This is a genomic window from Bifidobacterium pseudocatenulatum DSM 20438 = JCM 1200 = LMG 10505 (assembly GCF_001025215.1).
Classification (GTDB): Bacteria; Actinomycetota; Actinomycetes; order Actinomycetales; family Bifidobacteriaceae; genus Bifidobacterium; species Bifidobacterium pseudocatenulatum.
Genome location: NZ_AP012330.1, coordinates 2,253,533 through 2,272,825, shown reverse-complemented (window position 1 = coordinate 2,272,825; position 19,293 = coordinate 2,253,533). Strand labels below are relative to the sequence as shown.

At 57.4% G+C, this 19,293-nt stretch carries 10 protein-coding genes and 3 rRNA genes; 11 read left to right on the top strand and 2 right to left on the bottom strand.

All coding sequences use genetic code 11. The features are described 5' to 3' along the window. The first annotated feature begins 47 nt into the window (after nucleotides 1-47). The gene (locus BBPC_RS09160; protein ID WP_004223880.1) at nucleotides 48-2,360 is read left to right on the top strand and encodes an alpha-galactosidase; all 2,313 of its coding nucleotides are present in this window, start codon (nucleotides 48-50) and stop codon (nucleotides 2,358-2,360) included. Nucleotides 2,361-2,449: 89 nt separating this feature from the next. Here BBPC_RS09160 and BBPC_RS09155 read toward each other — a convergent pair whose 3' ends face one another. Further along, on the bottom strand, nucleotides 2,450-3,652 hold the full coding sequence (locus BBPC_RS09155) for an ROK family protein (RefSeq protein ID WP_033524420.1): 1,203 nt from the start codon (nucleotides 3,650-3,652) through the stop codon (nucleotides 2,450-2,452). 207 nt (nucleotides 3,653-3,859) lie between these two features. Here BBPC_RS09155 and BBPC_RS09150 point away from each other — a divergent pair, with 207 nt between their 5' ends. The 5 genes from BBPC_RS09150 to ilvA all read left to right on the top strand — a co-directional run bounded on the left by BBPC_RS09150 (nucleotide 3,860) and on the right by ilvA (nucleotide 10,728). Further along, nucleotides 3,860-5,152: an ABC transporter substrate-binding protein gene (locus BBPC_RS09150; protein WP_004223895.1), complete on the top strand. Its 1,293-nt coding sequence runs from the start codon at nucleotides 3,860-3,862 to the stop codon at nucleotides 5,150-5,152. A gap of 14 nt (nucleotides 5,153-5,166) precedes the next feature. Next, the gene (locus BBPC_RS09145) at nucleotides 5,167-6,102 is read left to right on the top strand and encodes a carbohydrate ABC transporter permease (protein WP_004223898.1); all 936 of its coding nucleotides are present in this window, start codon (nucleotides 5,167-5,169) and stop codon (nucleotides 6,100-6,102) included. A 38-nt stretch (nucleotides 6,103-6,140) separates the two neighbouring features. Continuing rightward, on the top strand, nucleotides 6,141-7,025 hold the full coding sequence (locus BBPC_RS09140) for a carbohydrate ABC transporter permease (RefSeq protein ID WP_004223902.1): 885 nt from the start codon (nucleotides 6,141-6,143) through the stop codon (nucleotides 7,023-7,025). A gap of 401 nt (nucleotides 7,026-7,426) precedes the next feature. Next, complete coding sequence (locus BBPC_RS09135) at nucleotides 7,427-9,247, top strand: glycoside hydrolase family 13 protein (protein ID WP_004223905.1); 1,821 nt, start codon at nucleotides 7,427-7,429, stop codon at nucleotides 9,245-9,247. A 215-nt stretch (nucleotides 9,248-9,462) separates the two neighbouring features. Next, nucleotides 9,463-10,728, top strand: a complete 1,266-nt coding sequence (gene ilvA, locus BBPC_RS09130) for a threonine ammonia-lyase (RefSeq protein ID WP_004223909.1) — start codon at nucleotides 9,463-9,465, stop codon at nucleotides 10,726-10,728. Nucleotides 10,729-10,974: 246 nt separating this feature from the next. Here ilvA and BBPC_RS09125 read toward each other — a convergent pair whose 3' ends face one another. Further along, a complete protein-coding gene (locus BBPC_RS09125; RefSeq protein WP_004223912.1) occupies nucleotides 10,975-11,730 on the bottom strand; it encodes an SIR2 family NAD-dependent protein deacylase in 756 nt (251 codons plus the stop codon). Between the two features lie 122 nt (nucleotides 11,731-11,852). On the opposite strand from BBPC_RS09125, the gene BBPC_RS10160 reads away from it, so the two are divergent. The 5 genes from BBPC_RS10160 (at nucleotide 11,853) to rrf (ending at nucleotide 18,816) form a co-directional block, all read left to right on the top strand. Continuing rightward, entirely contained in the window at nucleotides 11,853-12,020 is a 168-nt protein-coding gene (locus tag BBPC_RS10160) for a hypothetical protein (protein ID WP_171025392.1), read from the top strand. A gap of 40 nt (nucleotides 12,021-12,060) precedes the next feature. After that, on the top strand, nucleotides 12,061-12,939 hold the full coding sequence (locus BBPC_RS09120) for an alpha/beta hydrolase (RefSeq protein ID WP_004223916.1): 879 nt from the start codon (nucleotides 12,061-12,063) through the stop codon (nucleotides 12,937-12,939). Nucleotides 12,940-13,423: 484 nt separating this feature from the next. Beyond that, nucleotides 13,424-14,951 (top strand): 16S ribosomal RNA (locus tag BBPC_RS09115). Between the two features lie 452 nt (nucleotides 14,952-15,403). Next, nucleotides 15,404-18,485: ribosomal RNA gene (locus tag BBPC_RS09110) — 23S ribosomal RNA — on the top strand. Nucleotides 18,486-18,698: 213 nt separating this feature from the next. After that, nucleotides 18,699-18,816: ribosomal RNA gene (rrf, locus tag BBPC_RS09105) — 5S ribosomal RNA — on the top strand. Together the 16S, 23S and 5S rRNA genes form the textbook arrangement of a ribosomal RNA operon. Nucleotides 18,817-19,293 lie beyond the last annotated feature (477 nt).

Here is a 19,293-nt window from a genome sequence, read left to right as displayed (position 1 = left end):
TCGAAGGTGACAGTACAAGGCAATCGCAATATGTAAAGGATGCTGCAATGACGCTCATTCAGACCTTCCATGGCAACGCTACCAACGGTACCGAACTCACTGCGGTCTACGCCGAACAGCCAGCCGCAAACGTGGCGTTCGCGCTCGTATTCCCCGGCAATGATCTGCCGCGACTCGTGCATTGGGGTCGCCCGCTCGCAGCCCCGGCAACCGTGATCGACATGTTCGACGCGCAAATGCCACAGCGTGTTTCTGGCGCACTCGACTACACCTCATGGCCGAGCGTGCTGCCCACGCAATCCGAATCCTGGATCGGCGCAACCCGCTTTGATGTGCGTCGCGACGGCGTGGAACTGTTCTGCAAGTTCGCAGTCAGCAACATCACCGCCGAAACCGTGGCGGCTGGCAAAACCTACGTCATGGGCGAAAAAGACGGATACCCGAACTGGAGCGTGGCCGACGAACCCAAGCAAACCCCAACCGTCACCGTCACCGCCGAAGACGAGGAACAGCATGTGAAACTCATCTGGACCTGCGAACTCGACGAAACCGGCCTCATCCGCCAGAACGCCGAAGTCGTGAACACCGGCGAAGGCCAGCTCGAAGTCGGCAAGATCGAACTCGCATTCACCGTGCCGGCCGACGCCAACGAAATCCTCACCACCACCGGCCACCATCTGCGCGAACGCTCCCCGCAGCGCCAGGACTTCACCCTCGGCCGCTTCGCCAAAGCATCCATGGCCGGACGCCCAGACTTCGATGCCACCCTGCTGCTCAGCGTCGGCGAAAAAGGCTTCGGCTTCACGCACGGCAACGTCTACTCCGCACACGTGGCATGGAGCGGTAACAGCGTGCTCTCCGCGGAACGCCTGCCATACACCAGCGGCGTGATCGGCGGCGGCGAAGTACTGTTCGGCGGCGAAATCAGCCTCGCCAATGGAGAGTCCTACACCACCCCATGGCTCATCGGCTCCTACGGCGAAGGCCTCAACGAAGTCGCAGCCCGCTTCCACAGCTACATTCGCCGAGTGCACCGCGACTGGCTTGCTGAACACAACATCGCGCCCAAGCCGCGCCCGGTCATTCTCAACACATGGGAAGCCGTCTACTTCAACCACGATTATGACACCCTCACCGCACTCGCCGACAAGGCCGTGGAAAGTGGTGTGGAACGCTTCGTCGTGGACGATGGCTGGTTCGGCTCCCGCCGCGACGACACCTCCGGCCTCGGAGATTGGCAGATTTCGCAGGACGTGTGGCCCGACGGCGACAAGTCGCTCAAGGCGCTTGCCGATTACGTGCACGGCAAGGGACTCGAATTCGGTCTGTGGTTCGAACCGGAAATGGTCAACCCTGATTCCGACCTGTTCCGCGCACACCCCGACTGGGTGTTGAAGCCCACCGAAGGCCGTCTGCCCATGCAAGGACGTACCCAGCAGGTCGTGGACCTGACCAATCCGGACGCCTACGACTACATTTACGGCGCAATGGACAAGCTCGTCGGCGAACTCGGCATCGACTACATCAAGTGGGATCACAACAAACTCGTCACCGAAGCCGTCTCCCCGCGCACCGGACGCCCGGCAGTGCACCAGCAGACGCTCGCCGTATATCGCATTTTCACTGATCTGAAGGCCGCGCATCCAGGACTTGAAATCGAAAGCTGCTCTTCCGGCGGTGGCCGCGTGGACCTCGGCATCCTCGAAGTGGCCGACCGCATTTGGGGATCCGACTGCGTCGACCCGGTGGAACGCGCCGACATCCAGCGCTACACCTCGTTGCTCGTGCCGCCGGAAATGATCGGCGAACATGTGGGCGCATCCCCGGCGCACTCCACGCACCGCGCCACCACGCAGGAACTGCGTATGGCCATGGCCTTCTTCGGACACATGGGCATCGAATGGAACCTGCTCAAGGAACCGCAGGAAGATATCGACAAGCTCGCCGAATGGGTCGCCGAATTCAAGAAGCATCGCGAATGGTTCGCCGTCGACACAGTCGTGCATTCCGACGCAGCCGATCCGGCAGTGCGCTTGGACGGTGTGGTCATGCCTAACCAAGCGGCCGCCATCTACCGTTTCACCCAGCTCACCACCTCGCAGACCTACCCGGCCGCGCCGGCACGCCTGCCCGGACTCGACCCTGACAAGGTGTATGAGGTGTCGCCGCTTGACGTGAGCCTCGATCTCGCCAAGCAAGACATCGCCAACGGACAGAGCCCGCTCGGCTGGTGGAAGGCCGGAGGCGTGAGGATGACCGGACGCGCGCTCGCCACGTACGGCATCCGCCCGCCGGCACTGCACCCGGCGCAAGCAGTCCTTTTCAAGGCCGTGCTTGCGCCCGTCGAGAGCGCTGAATAAGCCGTAATCGCATAACAAAAATCCTCCCTGAAACAAAGGGGAGGATTTTTTGTATTGCAAGACAATCAATCGCAATCAATCGCAATCAATCAGCCAACATATTGCCGAATTGCCTGTGATGCGGCCGCCTTGGCCCACAAAGCCCAATCGTGGTCGGGAATTTCAAAATCCACTGGCGCGGCCTGGCTATGCCGATACATGTTGATGCCGTTGCGCAAGTCGTCAATGCCGAATTTTGCGATGAACGACGATTCTCCGGCGATCATGATTTTGTCTGGCATGGCAAGATTGGCGATGGTCGCCACCAGGGTGCCGAGACGGAAGCAGGTGCGGTTCACCAGATTCGTCGCTTGCGGTTTGTTCGCGCGTGCGTCACGTGCGAAATCGTCGAATGATGCGGGATGTCCGATGATTTGCGAATATTCCGCCGCGATCGAGTTGTCGGACAGGCATTGCGCGCATCCCCTGTGTCCGGAAACACAACGCGGCCCATCCGGATCGACCAGAATATGCCCGACCAAACCGTAACTTTTATCCGGACAGCTTACCAGCTCGCCGTTGACTGTCAACGAATAGCCGACGCCCGCGCCGAACGTCAGCACCGCGAAGCTATTCAATCCAACGCCCGGTCCAAACAGGCAGGCGTCAACCACCAACGAATCGATATCGTTGTAAATTCCGGTAGGCAATCCGGTCGCCTCACGAACCATGACGGAAAGTTCCACGGGCTGCGACCAGTGCATGAACGGTGCGAACGTCACCACGGTACCGTCGACAATATGCCCGCCAAGCGAGATTCCCACAGCGCACGGTTTCGGCCAGCCCGCCATCTCCGCCTCGTCGGAACAGTCGGTCGTCAGTTGTTTGATCAGCGCGACCACGGTCTGCGGGGAAGCGTCTTCGATTTTCAGATCATGGCATCCGGTGATGATCTGCCCGATTGCGTTGACCGCAACTGCCGAAATATGCGTCGCGTTGATTTTCATGCCAACGAAAGATCGCGCATTCGCAATCACCTGCAATCCGGTTTGCGGGCGGCCGCGACGTTCCGTATTTTCTTTCTGCACGAAACCTTTCGGCAGTTTGCCGGCCTTGCCGGATGGCATCGGCGTCTCCTCAATCACGCCCGCATAAATCAGATCGCTGGTAATTCGGGAAACAGCACCCTGCGAAAGTCCTAAAATCTGCGCCAACGTAATGCGTGAAATCGGACCATATTTCATGATGCAAGCCGCGACTTTATGGGTATATTCCGAGCCTTCAAACCACTGTGGCAGAGGTGAAACCGCCATCTGAACCATCCTTCGTGCTCCCGTTCGCGCACATCGTGCGTCAAATTACTTTCTCAGAGTAACAAAATCTCGTCGTTTTTGTTTTCCGCCCCGCACAGGCGCGCTGAGCTGGGAATGAAAACTGCCCCCTTCTATAATTCTCAGTAACGGTGGTGTGGTAAGGAAGCCGCTCCACCGTAATAGAGAAAAGATACAAAGGAGTCGAGAATGAAACCTGATTCCACCACTAGTGTAGGTAAATTCAGGAGGATTGTATACCGCGCTCTTACGGCCGCATGCGCAATCGCGTTGACGGCCGGCCTTGCAGGTTGCGGCAACAGCACCGCTGGAACCGTCACTTTGGATTTCTTCCAATTCAAAGCCGAAGCGGCGGACTGGTTCACCGCAAAAGCAAAGGAATTTGAGAAAACCCATCCCAACATCAAAGTCAACGTCAACAATTCGTCCGACGCAACCACCGATCTGCGTACGCGACTGGTGAAAAATCGTGAACCCGACGTCATCACCATCAATGGCGACATTAATTTCGGCATGCTCGCCGAAGCGGGTGTTTTCCACGATTTCACCGACGATGACATCGTCGACGAACTCAATCCAGGCATGGTGAACATCGCCAAGAGCCTTGTACAAACCAACGACGAATCCAAGAAGCGCCTGTACGGCCTGCCGTATGCGGGCAACGCGTCCGGCTACATCATCAACGCCGACGTGTGGGAGGAAGCGGGCGAGGATCCCGACAATCCACCGCAGACGTGGAGCGAATTCATCGACCTGCTGCAACGCTTCAAGAGCAAGGGCATTGTACCGATCGAAGCGAGCACCGCCGATCCGTGGACACTCCAGGCGCCGCTGGCGTCACTCAACTCCACGCTGGTGCCGGAATCCGAATATCTTTCCCTCAAAGACGGATCGAAGAAATTCTCCGACCTGTGGGGCACTGTCAGCGATCAGCTGGTCGAGATCTACCAGAACTACACGCAGAAGAATCCGGCCGTCACTTACCAGCAGGCCACGCAGGATCTGGCCGCAGGCAAAGCCGCGATTCTGCCACTCGGCACCTACGCGATTCCGCAGATCCGACTCATCAACAGCGATGCCAACCTGCGGTTCGCGCAAATGCCGGCAACCGACGATGCCAGCGAACAGCAGCTCACGGCAGGCGATGACGTGATTCTGACCATGGGTGCGCACACCAAGCATGAGAAGGAAGCGCGCGAATTCATCGACTTCCTGATGAACGACGAAAACATCAAGGACTACTCCAAGCGGCAGTCCGCATTTACCCCCTACAAAGACACGTATGTGGGCGATGAAGCGCTGAACGGTGTGCTCGACTTCTACCGGGCGGGCAAACTGGCCGACTTCTGCGACCATTACGTGCCAGCCAGCATCAACCTCGCAGGCTTCCTGCAGACGCTGGTTCAGTCGGGCAACACCGAAAAATTCCTGAACAGCGTGCAATCCGAATATGACAAGATCGAAGCCAGAAACTTCAGGTGAGAGGAGGAACGGACATGACTACCGCACATACTGCAAATACTGCGAAGAACTCGGCAGAAAATTCCAAGAATAAGGTTTCGAAATATTCCAAGCGCAAGGTCGATCCGGCATTTTATTGGATGACCGTTCCGGCTGTGATTCTGGTGTCCATCTTCCTGTATTGGCCGTTCCTGCAGGGCGCGGCATACTCGTTCACCAATTCGCAGGGTTATGGTGATTTCAAATTCATCGGATTGAAGAATTATATTGCGATGTTCCAGGATTCTCGCGTCGGTCACGCGTACCTGTTCACTATTCTCATCGCAATTTTGATTACGATCGGCACGAATTTTCTTGGCATGTTCCTTGCGGTGCTGCTGAATTCGAAAATCGCGTTCAAAAACGGATTCCGTGCGATCTTCTTCATTCCGTACACCTTGTCGGTGTTGGTGATCGGCTATGTGTTCAAGTACATTTTCATGACGCCGCTGCCGGCGCTCGGTCAGGCGCTGCATATTGATTGGCTGTCGACGTCAATGATTTCCAATCCGGATTTGGCATGGTTCCCGATTGTGTTCCTGTCAATCTGGCAGGGCGTGGCCTACTCCACGCTGCTGTATTTGGCTGGCCTACAGACCATCGACAACGAGATTTATGAGGCGGCTGCGATCGATGGCGTGAGCGCTTGGCAGAACTTCTGGCAGATCACCTTCCCGCTGATCGGCCCGTTCTTCACCATCAACATGGTGTTGAGCCTCAAGAATTCGCTCGGCGCGTTCGACCAGATCATGGCATTGACCAAGGGCGGCCCGGATTCCAAGACCGAAACCGTCTCGTATCTGATCTTCCAGAACGGCCTTGGCAATGGCGAATACTCCTACCAGATGGCGAACGCGGTCACGTTCTTCATCGTGCTGGCAATCCTGGCCTTCGTGCAGCTGAAGTTCTTCAGCGGCAAGGAGAAGGTCTGAGCAAGGGTCTGAAAGTCTGAAGGTAAAGAGGAAATATCATGACTAGCGCAACTGTTGCAAAGACTGCAGCCAAGACTACTCAATCGCAGGCAAAGCCGGAGAAAATCCGCAGGGATCATAAGGTCAACTGGTGGCTGACCGCGGCTGTGGCCGTGTTGAGCCTTACCGTGCTCGTGCCGTTGTATTTCGCTGTGGTCACCGCGTTGAAGACTCCGAGCGAGGCTGGTACGTTCAGCTTGCCGACCACATGGGAATGGCATAATTTCGCCGATGCGTGGAATAAGGTGAACTATCCGAAGGCCGCGCTTAATTCCGCAATCATCACCGTGTGCGCGGTGGTGTTGACGCTGCTGACGAACACGTTCGTCGCGTATGCTGTGGCAAGGAATATGGATAAGCGATTCTTCCGTTTCCTGTACTACTTCTTCCTTGCGATGATGTTCGTGCCGTTCACGGTGATCATGCTTCCGATTGCGAAGGAAATGGGTTCGCTGCATCTTGATAATCAGCTTGGTTTGATTATTTTGTACACGATTCTCGGTATTGGTACGAATCTGTTTATTGCGATTGGTTTCATTCGTTCGATTCCGATTTCGTTGGAAGAGGCGGCTCGTATCGACGGTGCTTCCACCTGGCGTATTTTCTGGACGATCATTTTCCCGCTGATGGGTCCGATTAATGCCACGATTGCGATTTTGACCGCACTGTGGGCTTGGAACGACTTCCTGCTGCCGTTGATCACGCTGACCGATCAGAGCAATCAGACGATTCCGCTCGCACAGTACGTGTTCCAAAGCCAGTTCACGTCGAACTATCCGATGGCCTTCGCGTCCTACCTGATGGCCATGGCTCCGGTCCTCATCGTCTACATCTTCGCCCAGAAGTGGGTCGTCGGTGGAGTGATGAGGGGAGCCGTTAAGTGAGCAGCCCAGTGGTCTGTTCATAGGCTCTCCCTGAGCGAGCCGATAGGCGAGTGAAGGCAGGGACAACGCGGCCGTAGGCCGTCCGTTCAGGAAGTAACACTTCACAGCACCGAGCGGGACTGGCCTATCCCACTCCCCAGCGCGGGACGTTCCATTTCCCTTTCTGGAACGTCCCGCGTTTTTATTTTTGCGGATTGGTTTTTCGCGTCCGTAAGAAGCGTATTCTTTTCTTGCTTTGCACAACTCGCCGCGGGAAAGAAAGAAAAACAGGGTTGCATACCATAGGGGAGTAGGCAAAATCGATCTTCTGCATGAAGCTGACATGAGCTGAAAACGGGCAGAGTCAGTCACGAAAGATCGAACGAAAATCCAACAAACGTCAAGCAAAGGAGCTCCACGACATGACGAATTTCAATCGTTCCACCCTTCCCGACACCGTGCGTTCCAACGGCGCGACCCCGAACCCGTGGTGGGCCAACGCGGTGGTGTATCAGGTGTATCCTCGTTCCTTCCAAGACACGAACGGCGACGGCATCGGCGATCTGAAGGGCATCACCAGCCGTCTTGACTATCTGGCCGATCTTGGCGTGGACGTGGTGTGGTTGAGCCCGGTCTACAAGTCGCCGCAGGACGACAACGGCTACGATATTTCCGATTATCAGGATATCGATCCGCTGTTCGGCACCTTGGAGGATATGGACGAGCTGCTTGCCGAAGCGCACAAGCGCGGTCTGAAGATCGTGATGGATTTGGTGGTCAACCACACGTCCGACGAGCATGCTTGGTTCCAGGCTTCCCGCGACAAGGACGATCCGCATGCCGACTGGTATTGGTGGCGTCCAGCCAGGCCGGGGCATGAGCCGGGCACTCCGGGTGCCGAGCCGAACCAGTGGGGTTCCTATTTCGGCGGTTCCGCTTGGGAGTACGATCCGAAGCGCGGCGAGTATTTCTTCCACCAGTATTCCAAGAAGCAGCCGGATTTGAATTGGGAGAATCCGGAAGTGCGCAAGGCCGTCTACAAGATGATGAATTGGTGGATGGATCGCGGCATTGACGGCTTCCGTATGGATGTGATCACGCAGGTTTCGAAGACTGTTGATAAGAACGGCAAGCTGCCGGGAGAAGACGGCTGCGAGATTGAGGATTATCCGGTTGGTGAGGAAGGCTATTCCAGCCCGTTCCCATGGTGCTCCGACGGTCCGCGCATCGACGAGTTCCTTGCCGAAATGCGCCGCGAAGTGTTCGAAGGCCGCGAAGGCTACATGAACGTCGGCGAAGCGCCGGGCATCACTCCGGCACGCAACGAGCATGTCACCGATCCGAAGAACGGCGAACTTGACATGCTGTTCCTGTTCGACCACGTGGGCATCGACCAGGAAGGTTCCAAGTGGAACACCGTGCCGTTCGAAGTCAAGAATCTGCGCGCCCGCCTCGCCGACCAGCAGGAGGCTGTGAAGAACGCCGGCTGGGCCAGCCTGTTCTTCTGCAACCATGATCAGCCGCGCGTCGTCTCCCGTTGGGGCAATGACACGGACCGTGAGTCGCGCGAGCTGAGCGCCAAGGCGTTCGGCATGCTGCTGCACATGCACCGCGGCACCCCTTACATTTACGAGGGCGAAGAGCTGGGCATGACCAACGCACACTTCACCACGCTCGAGCAGTACCGCGATCTGGAATCCATCAACGCCTACCGCCAGCGCGTGGAAGAAGCAAAATGCCAGTCCGCAGAATCGATGATGGCGGCGCTCGCGCTCATCGGCCGCGACAATTCGCGCACGCCGATGCAGTGGGATGCCTCCAGGTATGCAGGTTTCACCGCGCCGGACGCGGCGACGGAACCGTGGATCGGCGTCAATCCGAATCATGTCGAGATCAACGCAGCCGAGGAATTCGACGATCCCGGATCCGTGTACAGCTTCTACAAGAAGCTCATCGCCATGCGCCACAACAACGCGACCATCGCGACGGGCGAATGGAATCTGGTCGCGGCAGACAGCGAGCAGGTGTATTCCTTCACCCGTACCAGCGGCGACGACACGATTCTCGTCATCGTCAATCTCACTGATAGGACGGCGCAGGTGCCTGCTGAGGTCGCGCAACTGCTTGAGGATGGCGTGGGCGAGTCGCAGGTACTGCTCAGCACCTATGATGCTGTGCATAGCGTAAAGTCGGTCGCTCGCGGCGAGCTCGCTCGCTGGGAGGGGGTCGTGATTCAGCTCTGATCGATCTTTCCTATAAACTCTCTGCAAAAAGCGTTCGTGCGATTCATCACGGGATCGTACGAACGCTTTTTCTTTATTTGTATTGTGATTTATCAGATTATGTATTGCGATTATTCCTGATTGCTTGTGATTACTTTTCGCAAGCAATCTCACTTTTCATCGCGAAAGCCGCATGATAAGGCAGTTTCGGCAGACGTACGCTTACAATAACGCTCATGGAACAAAACGAGGTTCTCAAAGCATTGCAGCGCGATCACGCAGCTGAACTGAAACTAGCCGCCGAACGACTCAAGGGCACTGCGCGCCACACGGAAATCATTCCGTCCAAGGTGCTGTCCGACATGACCGGACATGAGATTCTGCTCAAGCCTGAGAATCTCCAGGTCACCGGATCGTTCAAGATTCGCGGCGCCTACAACAAGATCGCATCCCTGAGTGATGAGCAGCTGGCTCGCGGCATTGTCACCGCTTCCGCGGGCAACCATGCGCAGGGCGTGGCCTATGCGGCTCGCGAACGTGGTGCGAAGGCAACGATCTGCATGCCGCAGATCACTCCGCCGCTGAAGGTTGACGCCACCAAGGCGTACGGTGCAGACGTGGTGCTGTACGGCGAGGTGTTCGACGAATCCGCAGCCCGCGCCCAGGAATTGAGCGACACCGAAGGCATGATCTACGTGCCGCCATTCGACGATTACGAGGTGCTGTGCGGTCAGGGCACCATCGGCCTTGAAATCCTCGAAGACGTGCCGAACGTCACCGACGTGGTCGTACCGCTGGGCGGTGGCGGTCTTGGTGCCGGTGTGGCGCTCGCCATCAAGACGTTCAAGCCGGAAGTGCGCGTGATCGGCGCGATTCCGGAGGGTAGCCCAGCATGGAAGAATTCGCTGGCCGCAGGTCATGTGGTTGCCGCCGACCAGGTGCGCACGTCCGCCGAGGGCGTCGCCGTGAAGCGTCCGGGCGATCTCACGTTCGCGCTGCTCAACGAATTCCTTGACGACATCGTCACCGTGACCGAGCGTGACATCAACGAGATGATCCTGCTCATGCTCGAAAAGCACAAGCTGGTGGTTGAGGCTGCCGGCGCTGTGTCTCTGGCTGCGCTCGAGCACCTCAACCTGCGCTCGCGCAAGTTCGCTGAGGCGAAGGGTCCGCATGTGGTGGTGCCGATCATGTCTGGCGGTAATGAAGACACTGTGTCCATTGGCGCTGTGATTCAGAAGGGTATGATCACGCGTGGCCGCATCATGCATTTCGAGGTCGAGCTGCCCGATACCCCGGGACAGCTGGTGAAGGTCGCCACATTGCTGGCCGAGCAGCGTGCGAACGTTATCGCGCTGGATCACGACCAGTTCAAGGCGTCCAGCCATTACGCGAATGCCGTGGCTTTGGGCGTGACGGTTGAAACGAATGGTCCCGACCACATTGATCGTGTGCTCGAGGCATTGCGGGAAGCCGGTTTCCAGCCGAAGCGCATTTACTGATTTCAGTACCGTTTTTCAGTATTTGATAACCAATAAGGGTCTTGGAAAGCCTTGCGATGATTTCTGATTGTCGCAAAGCAATCCAAGACCCTTTTGTTGTTTATATTGCTTGACTAGCCGTTACGTCATTCGGATTTTTGTCGTTGAAAAATTCGGATTTTGGTAACGACCAACCAAAACCGGTGTAATTCCAACGATTTGTGCCGGTACTGCAAGACGTACGAGAAAACGTATTTACTGTGCGGCTTACTGCTCGGCGGTGATGGTTTCGTCGACGAGCTGCGGCAGGGCGACGGCGATATCGTCGTGGATAAGCCGGTCGGCCAACCGATCGTATTGCGTGCGTCCCATGTTCATAATGGTGATCGGCACGCCCGCCTCTGCGGCTATGGGCACGATGCTTGCCGCGGGCATGACTTCCAGCGTGGATCCGATGACCCACAGTTCGTCGGCCTGCGTTGCGAGTCGATACGATTTTTCGAGCGCGCCGTCCGGCAGCGCCTCGCCGAAGTAGACCACGTCGGTTTTGATGAGTCCGTTGCATGGCATGTTGCCGCTGTAGGGCAGTCTGCGATGGCAGTGCGGATCGGGTTCGTTGTCGAGATTCGCCATGATGTCGGCGGTGTCATATTTTGCATGGCACTTCATGCAGTGCGAGGTACCGATGGTGCCATGCAGATTGACGATGACGTCGCTGCTATTGCCGGCTTTTTCATGCAATGCGTCGAAGTTTTGTGTGGCGAGCAGCGTCAGCATGCCAGCCTGTTCCAGTTTGACGAGCGCTTTATGTGCGGTGCCCGGCTGTGCGGTCCACACGGGTGATTCCTTCTGCCAACGCCAGGAATACTTGCGATCTTCCTCGTGGCAAAGGAATGCTTCGATGTCATACACTTGCGTTTGTTCAGGGTGCTTAGTCCAGACGCCATCCGGTCCACGGAAGTCGGGAATACCTGCGGACGTGGAAATCCCCGCCCCCGTCAATACTGCGATCTTTTTGCTCATATCTTAGGTATAGCCGCACGACGTAACTTCTGATGTTTCACGTGAAACAGGGAACATCGGGCAATCAAATTCGAGAAAAGCAATCTTAATAATCATGCATGGAAAGGAATGAGAGGTGCATTATGACTACTGATATTGCACAAAACATTGCAGATGATGGCGCTGATGCGGCCGAGACTGCCGAAACGACCGAGACGGTTACGGCGATCGGGGCAATCGATATCGAATCGATGGTGGCGCCGCCGTCGCCGACACAGCTTGCCCCGATTCCGACGCCGCGAGCAGACTAAGTTCTTCCCGCACACTGATGAGTTTCCGGAAGGCTGCCAAGTGATTTCCGACTTGGACCAGGATGATTTCGGATATCCCGTGAATATCGAGCAGGTTACATACGTGACCCGTCAGCTGGCTGATGACAGCAGTGTTGATTTGCCGATGTGGGTGTTCACGCCTGGCGTTGACAATATGCCCGAGGGCGCAATGCCGGAAGGTGGTTGGCCAGTGATTGTGTTTGTGCGCGGTTCGGCATTCCACGAGCAGAATGTGACCGATTGCTCGAATTATTTCGTGCGTATTGCCGAGCAGGGGTATGTGGTGGCTGCGCTGAAGTATCGTCACAGCGATATTGCGCCGTTCCCCGCGCAGATGCAGGATTGCAAGACTGCGGTGCGTTTCATGCGCAAGAATGCCGAACGCTTCCATTGCAACAAGGATCGTATTGCGCTGTGGGGCGATTCTTCGGGCGGTCATACGGTGTTGATGGCTGGGTTCACTGGCAATCGCGCGCCTGATACGGATGCCTATGCCGAGGAAAGCGTCGAAGTGAACGCGATCGTGGATTGGCATGGCCCTACTGATTTCGCGAAGATGAACTTTTATCCGAGTTCGCAGAACCACAGTGATCCGCAGTGCCCGGAAGGTGTGGTGATTGATGGCGGTGACGTGCTTGAACATCCGGATTTGAGCGCCCCGGCTTCGCCTATGACTTATCTGAGTGCCGATATGCCCACTCCGTCAACGCTGATCATGCATGGTGGCCGCGATCAGTTGGTGCCGTTCAATCAGAGTTGTCGCCTGTATGCCACGTTGAAAGCGCTTGGCAAGGATGTGACGTTCTACAAGCTCGATAACGCCTGCCATGCCTGTTACGGATTCCGTAGCGCTCGCGCATTGCGTTTGGTGTTCGATTGGCTTTCCGATCGTCTGTGACTTGCTGTGATGCGCTGTTGATCTGCTGATTGCCGTGTTGTTGCGTTGTGTGACACGCGGCAATCAGCTTTTTCTGACGATTTTTGGGTTGTGCTGGAGTTGGTTTTGCGATTTATGGTGTAAGAAAGACGGATTTCGACACGCCGACGCTTTCCAGTGTTTGCAAGGGTCCGCGTCTTGTTTCGTCATGCCCGATTTGCGTGGAATGGGATTGTGCTGTAGGTTTATCTCTTGCTGCCGCTCGGCGAGTGGTTCCCCGGTTGGGGTGCCTCGAGGCGGGTGAGCGGTGGTGGTTTGAGAACTCAAGAGCGTATTTGTACTACTTCTTTATAGTCAATGATTGCCAGTTCATCGTCCGCTCGTTCGCGAGTGGCCGGGAGGCCTTGAAGGACGGTGAGGTTTTCGTGCGATGCGCCTTTCCTTATAAGGCGATCGTCAATTTTCTTGTTTTTGAGAGTCACATGTTGGCTTTCTGCAAAGTTTTTTTGTGGAGGGTTCGATTCTGGCTCAGGATGAACGCTGGCGGCGTGCTTAACACATGCAAGTCGAACGGGATCCATCAGGCTTTGCTTGGTGGTGAGAGTGGCGAACGGGTGAGTAATGCGTGACCGACCTGCCCCATACACCGGAATAGCTCCTGGAAACGGGTGGTAATGCCGGATGCTCCGACTCCTCGCATGGGGTGTCGGGAAAGATTTCATCGGTATGGGATGGGGTCGCGTCCTATCAGGTAGTCGGCGGGGTAACGGCCCACCGAGCCTACGACGGGTAGCCGGCCTGAGAGGGCGACCGGCCACATTGGGACTGAGATACGGCCCAGACTCCTACGGGAGGCAGCAGTGGGGAATATTGCACAATGGGCGCAAGCCTGATGCAGCGACGCCGCGTGCGGGATGACGGCCTTCGGGTTGTAAACCGCTTTTGATCGGGAGCAAGCCTTCGGGTGAGTGTACCTTTCGAATAAGCACCGGCTAACTACGTGCCAGCAGCCGCGGTAATACGTAGGGTGCAAGCGTTATCCGGAATTATTGGGCGTAAAGGGCTCGTAGGCGGTTCGTCGCGTCCGGTGTGAAAGTCCATCGCTTAACGGTGGATCTGCGCCGGGTACGGGCGGGCTGGAGTGCGGTAGGGGAGACTGGAATTCCCGGTGTAACGGTGGAATGTGTAGATATCGGGAAGAACACCAATGGCGAAGGCAGGTCTCTGGGCCGTTACTGACGCTGAGGAGCGAAAGCGTGGGGAGCGAACAGGATTAGATACCCTGGTAGTCCACGCCGTAAACGGTGGATGCTGGATGTGGGGCCCGTTCCACGGGTTCCGTGTCGGAGCTAACGCGTTAAGCATCCCGCCTGGGGAGTACGGCCGCAAGGCTAAAACTCAAAGAAATTGACGGGGGCCCGCACAAGCGGCGGAGCATGCGGATTAATTCGATGCAACGCGAAGAACCTTACCTGGGCTTGACATGTTCCCGACAGCCGTAGAGATATGGCCTCCCTTCGGGGCGGGTTCACAGGTGGTGCATGGTCGTCGTCAGCTCGTGTCGTGAGATGTTGGGTTAAGTCCCGCAACGAGCGCAACCCTCGCCCTGTGTTGCCAGCACGTCATGGTGGGAACTCACGGGGGACCGCCGGGGTCAACTCGGAGGAAGGTGGGGATGACGTCAGATCATCATGCCCCTTACGTCCAGGGCTTCACGCATGCTACAATGGCCGGTACAACGGGATGCGACACGGCGACGTGGAGCGGATCCCTGAAAACCGGTCTCAGTTCGGATTGGAGTCTGCAACCCGACTCCATGAAGGCGGAGTCGCTAGTAATCGCGGATCAGCAACGCCGCGGTGAATGCGTTCCCGGGCCTTGTACACACCGCCCGTCAAGTCATGAAAGTGGGTAGCACCCGAAGCCGGTGGCCTAACCCTTTGTGGATGGAGCCGTCTAAGGTGAGACTCGTGATTGGGACTAAGTCGTAACAAGGTAGCCGTACCGGAAGGTGCGGCTGGATCACCTCCTTTCTACGGAGTTTTTCAGGACGCCGGTCTGGCGTCCGTCGTGTGGCCCATGCGCCGGGGATGGTTCCCGGGTTCGTGTGGGCGTGCTGGTGTGGAAGAGATCGTTGGCTTCGCGGGTCCTTGGGGCCGGCGGGGAGTGGTGCGGATATGCTTTTGGGTTCCCGGACCGCCACCCGCATCCGTTTTGGGTGCGTGCGGTTTTCCGGATGCCCCTGGTGGGACGCCGTCGGCCTTGCGGGCCGCGGGTCGGGTCCGGTCGGGGCGCGTGGTGGTTTGAGAACTGGATAGTGGACGCGAGCAATGCGATGATGTGATGTCATCGTTTGCTTTATCGCGATTTCGCCAGGCTTCTTTTTTGGAGTCTGGTTTCGAGATCGATCGTTTTGTGATCATTTTTTACAGTGTGATGATTTGTCGTCTGGCGTTTGAAGCTATCATTGGGTTTTTTCGGGGCGTGTGCCGCCCTGAAGGGCGTATGGTGGATGCCTTGGCAGACAGTACCGATGAAGGACGTTTGAGGATGCGATAAGCCTCGGGGAGCCTCCAACATGGCTTCGATCCGAGGATTTCCGAATGGGGCAACCCGCCGGCCGTCATGGGCCGGCACGGAACCTTGTTGTTCCGGGGGTACGCAGGGAAGTGAAACATCTCAGTACCTGCAGGAAGGGATACTCCGTGAGTAGTGGCGAGCGAAAGCGGATCAGACCAAACCATGGGCGCGTGATACCCGTCGGGGGTTGCGTTCGTGGTGTTGCGGGAGCGTGTGTCCCGGTTCCGACGGACCGGGCGGGAGTCATAAAACGGCTTGCCAGGGGAACAGGCTTGAAGGCCTGGCCGCAGAGGGTGCCAGCCCCGTACCTGGAAGCTTGCCGTCTTCCGATCATGTGTCCCAAGTAGCGCGGGCCTCGTGGAATCCCGTGTGAATCGGCCCCGACCGTGGGGTAAGTCTAAGCATACCTGTCTGACCGATAGCGTACCAGTACCGTGAGGGAAAGGTGAAAAGCACCCCGGGAGGGGAGTGAAAGAGTTCCTGAAACCGTGCGCCTACAATCCGTCGGAGCCTCCTTGTGGGGTGACGGCGTGCCTATCGAAAAATGAGTCTGCGAGTCAGTGGTGCGTGGCGAGGCTAACCCGTGGTGGGGGAGCCGTAGCGAAGGCGAGTCTCAAAAGGCGTTTTGAGTCGCGCGCCCTGGACCCGAAGCGGGATGATCTAGCCCTGGGCAGGTTGAAGCGCGGGTAAGACCGCGTGGAGGACCGAACCCACCTGGGTTGAAAACCGGGGGGATGACCTGGGGCTAGGGGTGAAAGGCCAATCAAATTCCGTGATAGCTGGTTCTCTCCGAAATGCATTTAGGTGCAGCGTCGGTTGATTGCATCGCGGGGGTAGAGCTACTGGATGCTTGCGGGCCCGTGTCGGGTACCAATAGCAGCCAAACTCCGAATACCGTGGATGTGTATTCCGGCAGTGAGTCGGCGGGGGATAAGCTCCGTCGTCGAGAGGGAGACAGCCCAGATCGTCGTCTAAGGTCCCGAAGCGTGTGCTAAGTGGGAAAGGATGTGGAGTCGCATAGACAGCCAGGAGGTTGGCTCAGAAGCAGCCATCCTTGAAAGAGTGCGTAACAGCTCACTGGTCTAGTGGTTCCGCGCCGACAATGTAGCGGGGCTCAAGCACACCACCGAAGACGCGGCAGCGGCCTTTGCGGCCGTTGGGTAGGAGAGCGTCCCGCGTGGGGCGAAGCGGCCGGGGAACCGTGCCGTGGACCGCGCGGGAGTGAGAATGCAGACATGAGTAGCGAGAGACGGGTGAGGATCCCGTCCGCTGGATGACCAAGGGTTCCGGGGCCACGTTCGTCGTCCCCGGGTGAGTCGGGTCCTAAGGCGAGGCCGACAGGCGTAGTCGAATGGATGAACGGGTGGATATTCCCGTACCGGCGGCGTACCGTAAGAGCCGAACGGATGAGTACTAACCTCCGGTCGCGTGGCGTCGTTCCCTTCGGGGTTCGGGGTCCGCGGTCGTTGGGAGCGTAGTCCTGGTAGGCTAGCGCACAGGGGTGACACGGAATGGGAGCCGGCCGCGGAGGTGGTTTTCCGTGGTCAAGCACGCAGCCCGTCCCATAGGCAAATCCGTGGGACGCATAGGGTGAGGTGTGATGATGGGCGTCCTTTGGACGCGATATCCGGTGGTCCAGGCCGTCGAGAAAAGCCTCGGCGCGAGGGGCGTCGCCGCCCGTACCCCAAACCGACACTGGTGGTCAGGTAGAGAATACCAAGGCGATCGAGCGAATCCTGGTCAAGGAACTCGGCAAATCACTCCCGTGCCTTCGGTATAAGGGAGACCCCCGGGCGTGAAGAGGCTTGCCCTCGGAGCGTTGGGGGGTGGCACAGACCAGGGGGTAGCGACTGTTTACCAAAAACACAGGTGCATGCGAAGGCGCAAGCCGCTGTATATGCACTGACGCCTGCCCGGTGCCGGAAGGTTAAGAGGATCCGTCAGCCCCTTTTGGGGTGAAGCGGTGAATTCAAGCCCCGGTAAACGGCGGTGGTAACTATAACCATCCTAAGGTAGCGAAATTCCTTGTCGGGTAAGTTCCGACCTGCACGAATGGCGTAACGACTTCCCCACTGTCTCGACCAGGAGCTCGGCGAAATTGCAGTACGAGTAAAGATGCTCGTTAAGCGCAGAAGGACGAAAAGACCCCGGGACCTTTACTATACCTTGGTATTGGCGTTAGGCGCGGATTGTGTAGCATAGGCGGGAGGCTTCGAAGCATGGGCGCCAGCCCGTGTGGAGCCGCAAGGTGAAATACCGCTCTGTTCTCGTTTGACGTCTAACCTCGAACAGTCATCCTGTTCAGGGACAGTGCCTGGCGGGTAGTTTAACTGGGGCGGTTGCCTCCCAAAGAGTAACGGAGGCGCTCAAAGGTCCGCTCAGCCCGGTTGGCAATCGGGTTTCGAGTGTAATCGCACAAGCGGGCTTGACTGCGAGAACGACGGTTCGGGCAGGGACGAAAGTCGGAGATAGTGATCCGGTGCCGGCGCACGGGCGCGGCATCGCTCAACGGATAAAAGGTACCCCGGGGATAACAGGCTGATCATTCCCAAGAGTCCATATCGACGGGATGGTTTGGCACCTCGATGTCGGCTCGTCGCATCCTGGGGCTGGAGCAGGTCCCAAGGGTTCGGCTGTTCGCCGATTAAAGCGGCACGCGAGCTGGGTTCAGAACGTCGTGAGACAGTTTGGTCTCTATCCTCTGCGCTCGTTGGAATCCTGAGGAGGCCTGCCCATAGTACGAGAGGACCTGGGTGGACGGACCTCTGGTATGCCGGTTGTCGCGCCAGCGGCATGGCCGGTTGGCTACGTTCGGGAGGGATAACCGCTGAAAGCATCTAAGCGGGAAGCCTGCTCCAAGATTAGGATTCCTTGACGCTCCCCGGAGCGTCCGAAGCCCGCATGTTGAACACGTGTTCGATAGGCCGGAGGTGGAAGCCCCGCGAGGGGTGGAGCCGACCGGTACTAACGGGCGAACGCGGCACACTTTTTCCGACCCGCTTGTTGGGTCGGGTCTCGTCCTGTGGTGGTTTCTTTCGTTGGATGGCAAGGAGCATTGTTTCTTGTGGTCACGGAAACGATACCGGTGAAGCGTTTGGTTGCTCGCGTCCGTTGTCCGGTTCCCGGACCGCCACGATCGGAATCGTGGCGTGGTTCCGGTTCTGCCGGCCGATCCTTGTGGTTGGCCGTTATATTGGTTTTGCGGTGGTCATGGCCCAGGTGAGACGCCCGGTCCCTTTCCGAACCCGGAAGCTAAGGCCTGGTCGCGGCGATGGTACTGCACTCGAGAGGGTGTGGGAGAGTAGCACGCCGCCGCATTCAACTTATGGACCTTCCGGTCGAGCCCCATCGGGGTTCCCGGAAGGTCCTTTTTTATTCCCGCGCACGGGTGTCTTCCTCCATTCGGTGGAGGTTTTTGGACGCCGGAAGGACTGCCGGCGGGATGATTCCTCCAGTCACTGGGAGTCCCGGGACGCTGGGGGATCCCAGGAATTCCAGGGGAGCTTCCTGCCCTTATCCGATGGTGGAATAGACTGGGGAACTATGCATTATTTCGTACCCAAACGCTGCGTCGAATCGAACAAAATCATGTATCGCGACAAAGCGACGGCCCGGCAGGCCGCCGACCAGAGCTGGCGTGAACGCGGCACTGAACTATGGGTGTATCGGTGCGAATTCTGCGGAACCTGGCATCTCACACATCGCGATCCACAAGCGCTAAAAGGCGTTACCAATCGCTGTTGCAGTATCTTTTAATATCATTCGATATTGCTGACATTGCAACAAGAAATCTCA

Bases quoted from the DNA above. Each gene is read 5' to 3' on its own strand.
- BBPC_RS09140 (WP_004223902.1), top strand. From the start codon at position 6,141: ATGACTAGCGCAACTGTTGCAAAGACTGCAGCCAAGACTACTCAATCG.
- ilvA (WP_004223909.1), top strand. From the start codon at position 9,463: ATGGAACAAAACGAGGTTCTCAAAGCATTGCAGCGCGATCACGCAGCT.
- BBPC_RS09160 (WP_004223880.1), top strand. From the start codon at position 48: ATGACGCTCATTCAGACCTTCCATGGCAACGCTACCAACGGTACCGAA.
- BBPC_RS09145 (WP_004223898.1), top strand. From the start codon at position 5,167: ATGACTACCGCACATACTGCAAATACTGCGAAGAACTCGGCAGAAAAT.
- BBPC_RS09125 (WP_004223912.1), bottom strand. From the start codon at position 11,730: ATGAGCAAAAAGATCGCAGTATTGACGGGGGCGGGGATTTCCACGTCC.
- BBPC_RS10160 (WP_171025392.1), top strand. From the start codon at position 11,853: ATGACTACTGATATTGCACAAAACATTGCAGATGATGGCGCTGATGCG.
- BBPC_RS09155 (WP_033524420.1), bottom strand. From the start codon at position 3,652: ATGGCGGTTTCACCTCTGCCACAGTGGTTTGAAGGCTCGGAATATACC.
- BBPC_RS09135 (WP_004223905.1), top strand. From the start codon at position 7,427: ATGACGAATTTCAATCGTTCCACCCTTCCCGACACCGTGCGTTCCAAC.
- BBPC_RS09150 (WP_004223895.1), top strand. From the start codon at position 3,860: ATGAAACCTGATTCCACCACTAGTGTAGGTAAATTCAGGAGGATTGTA.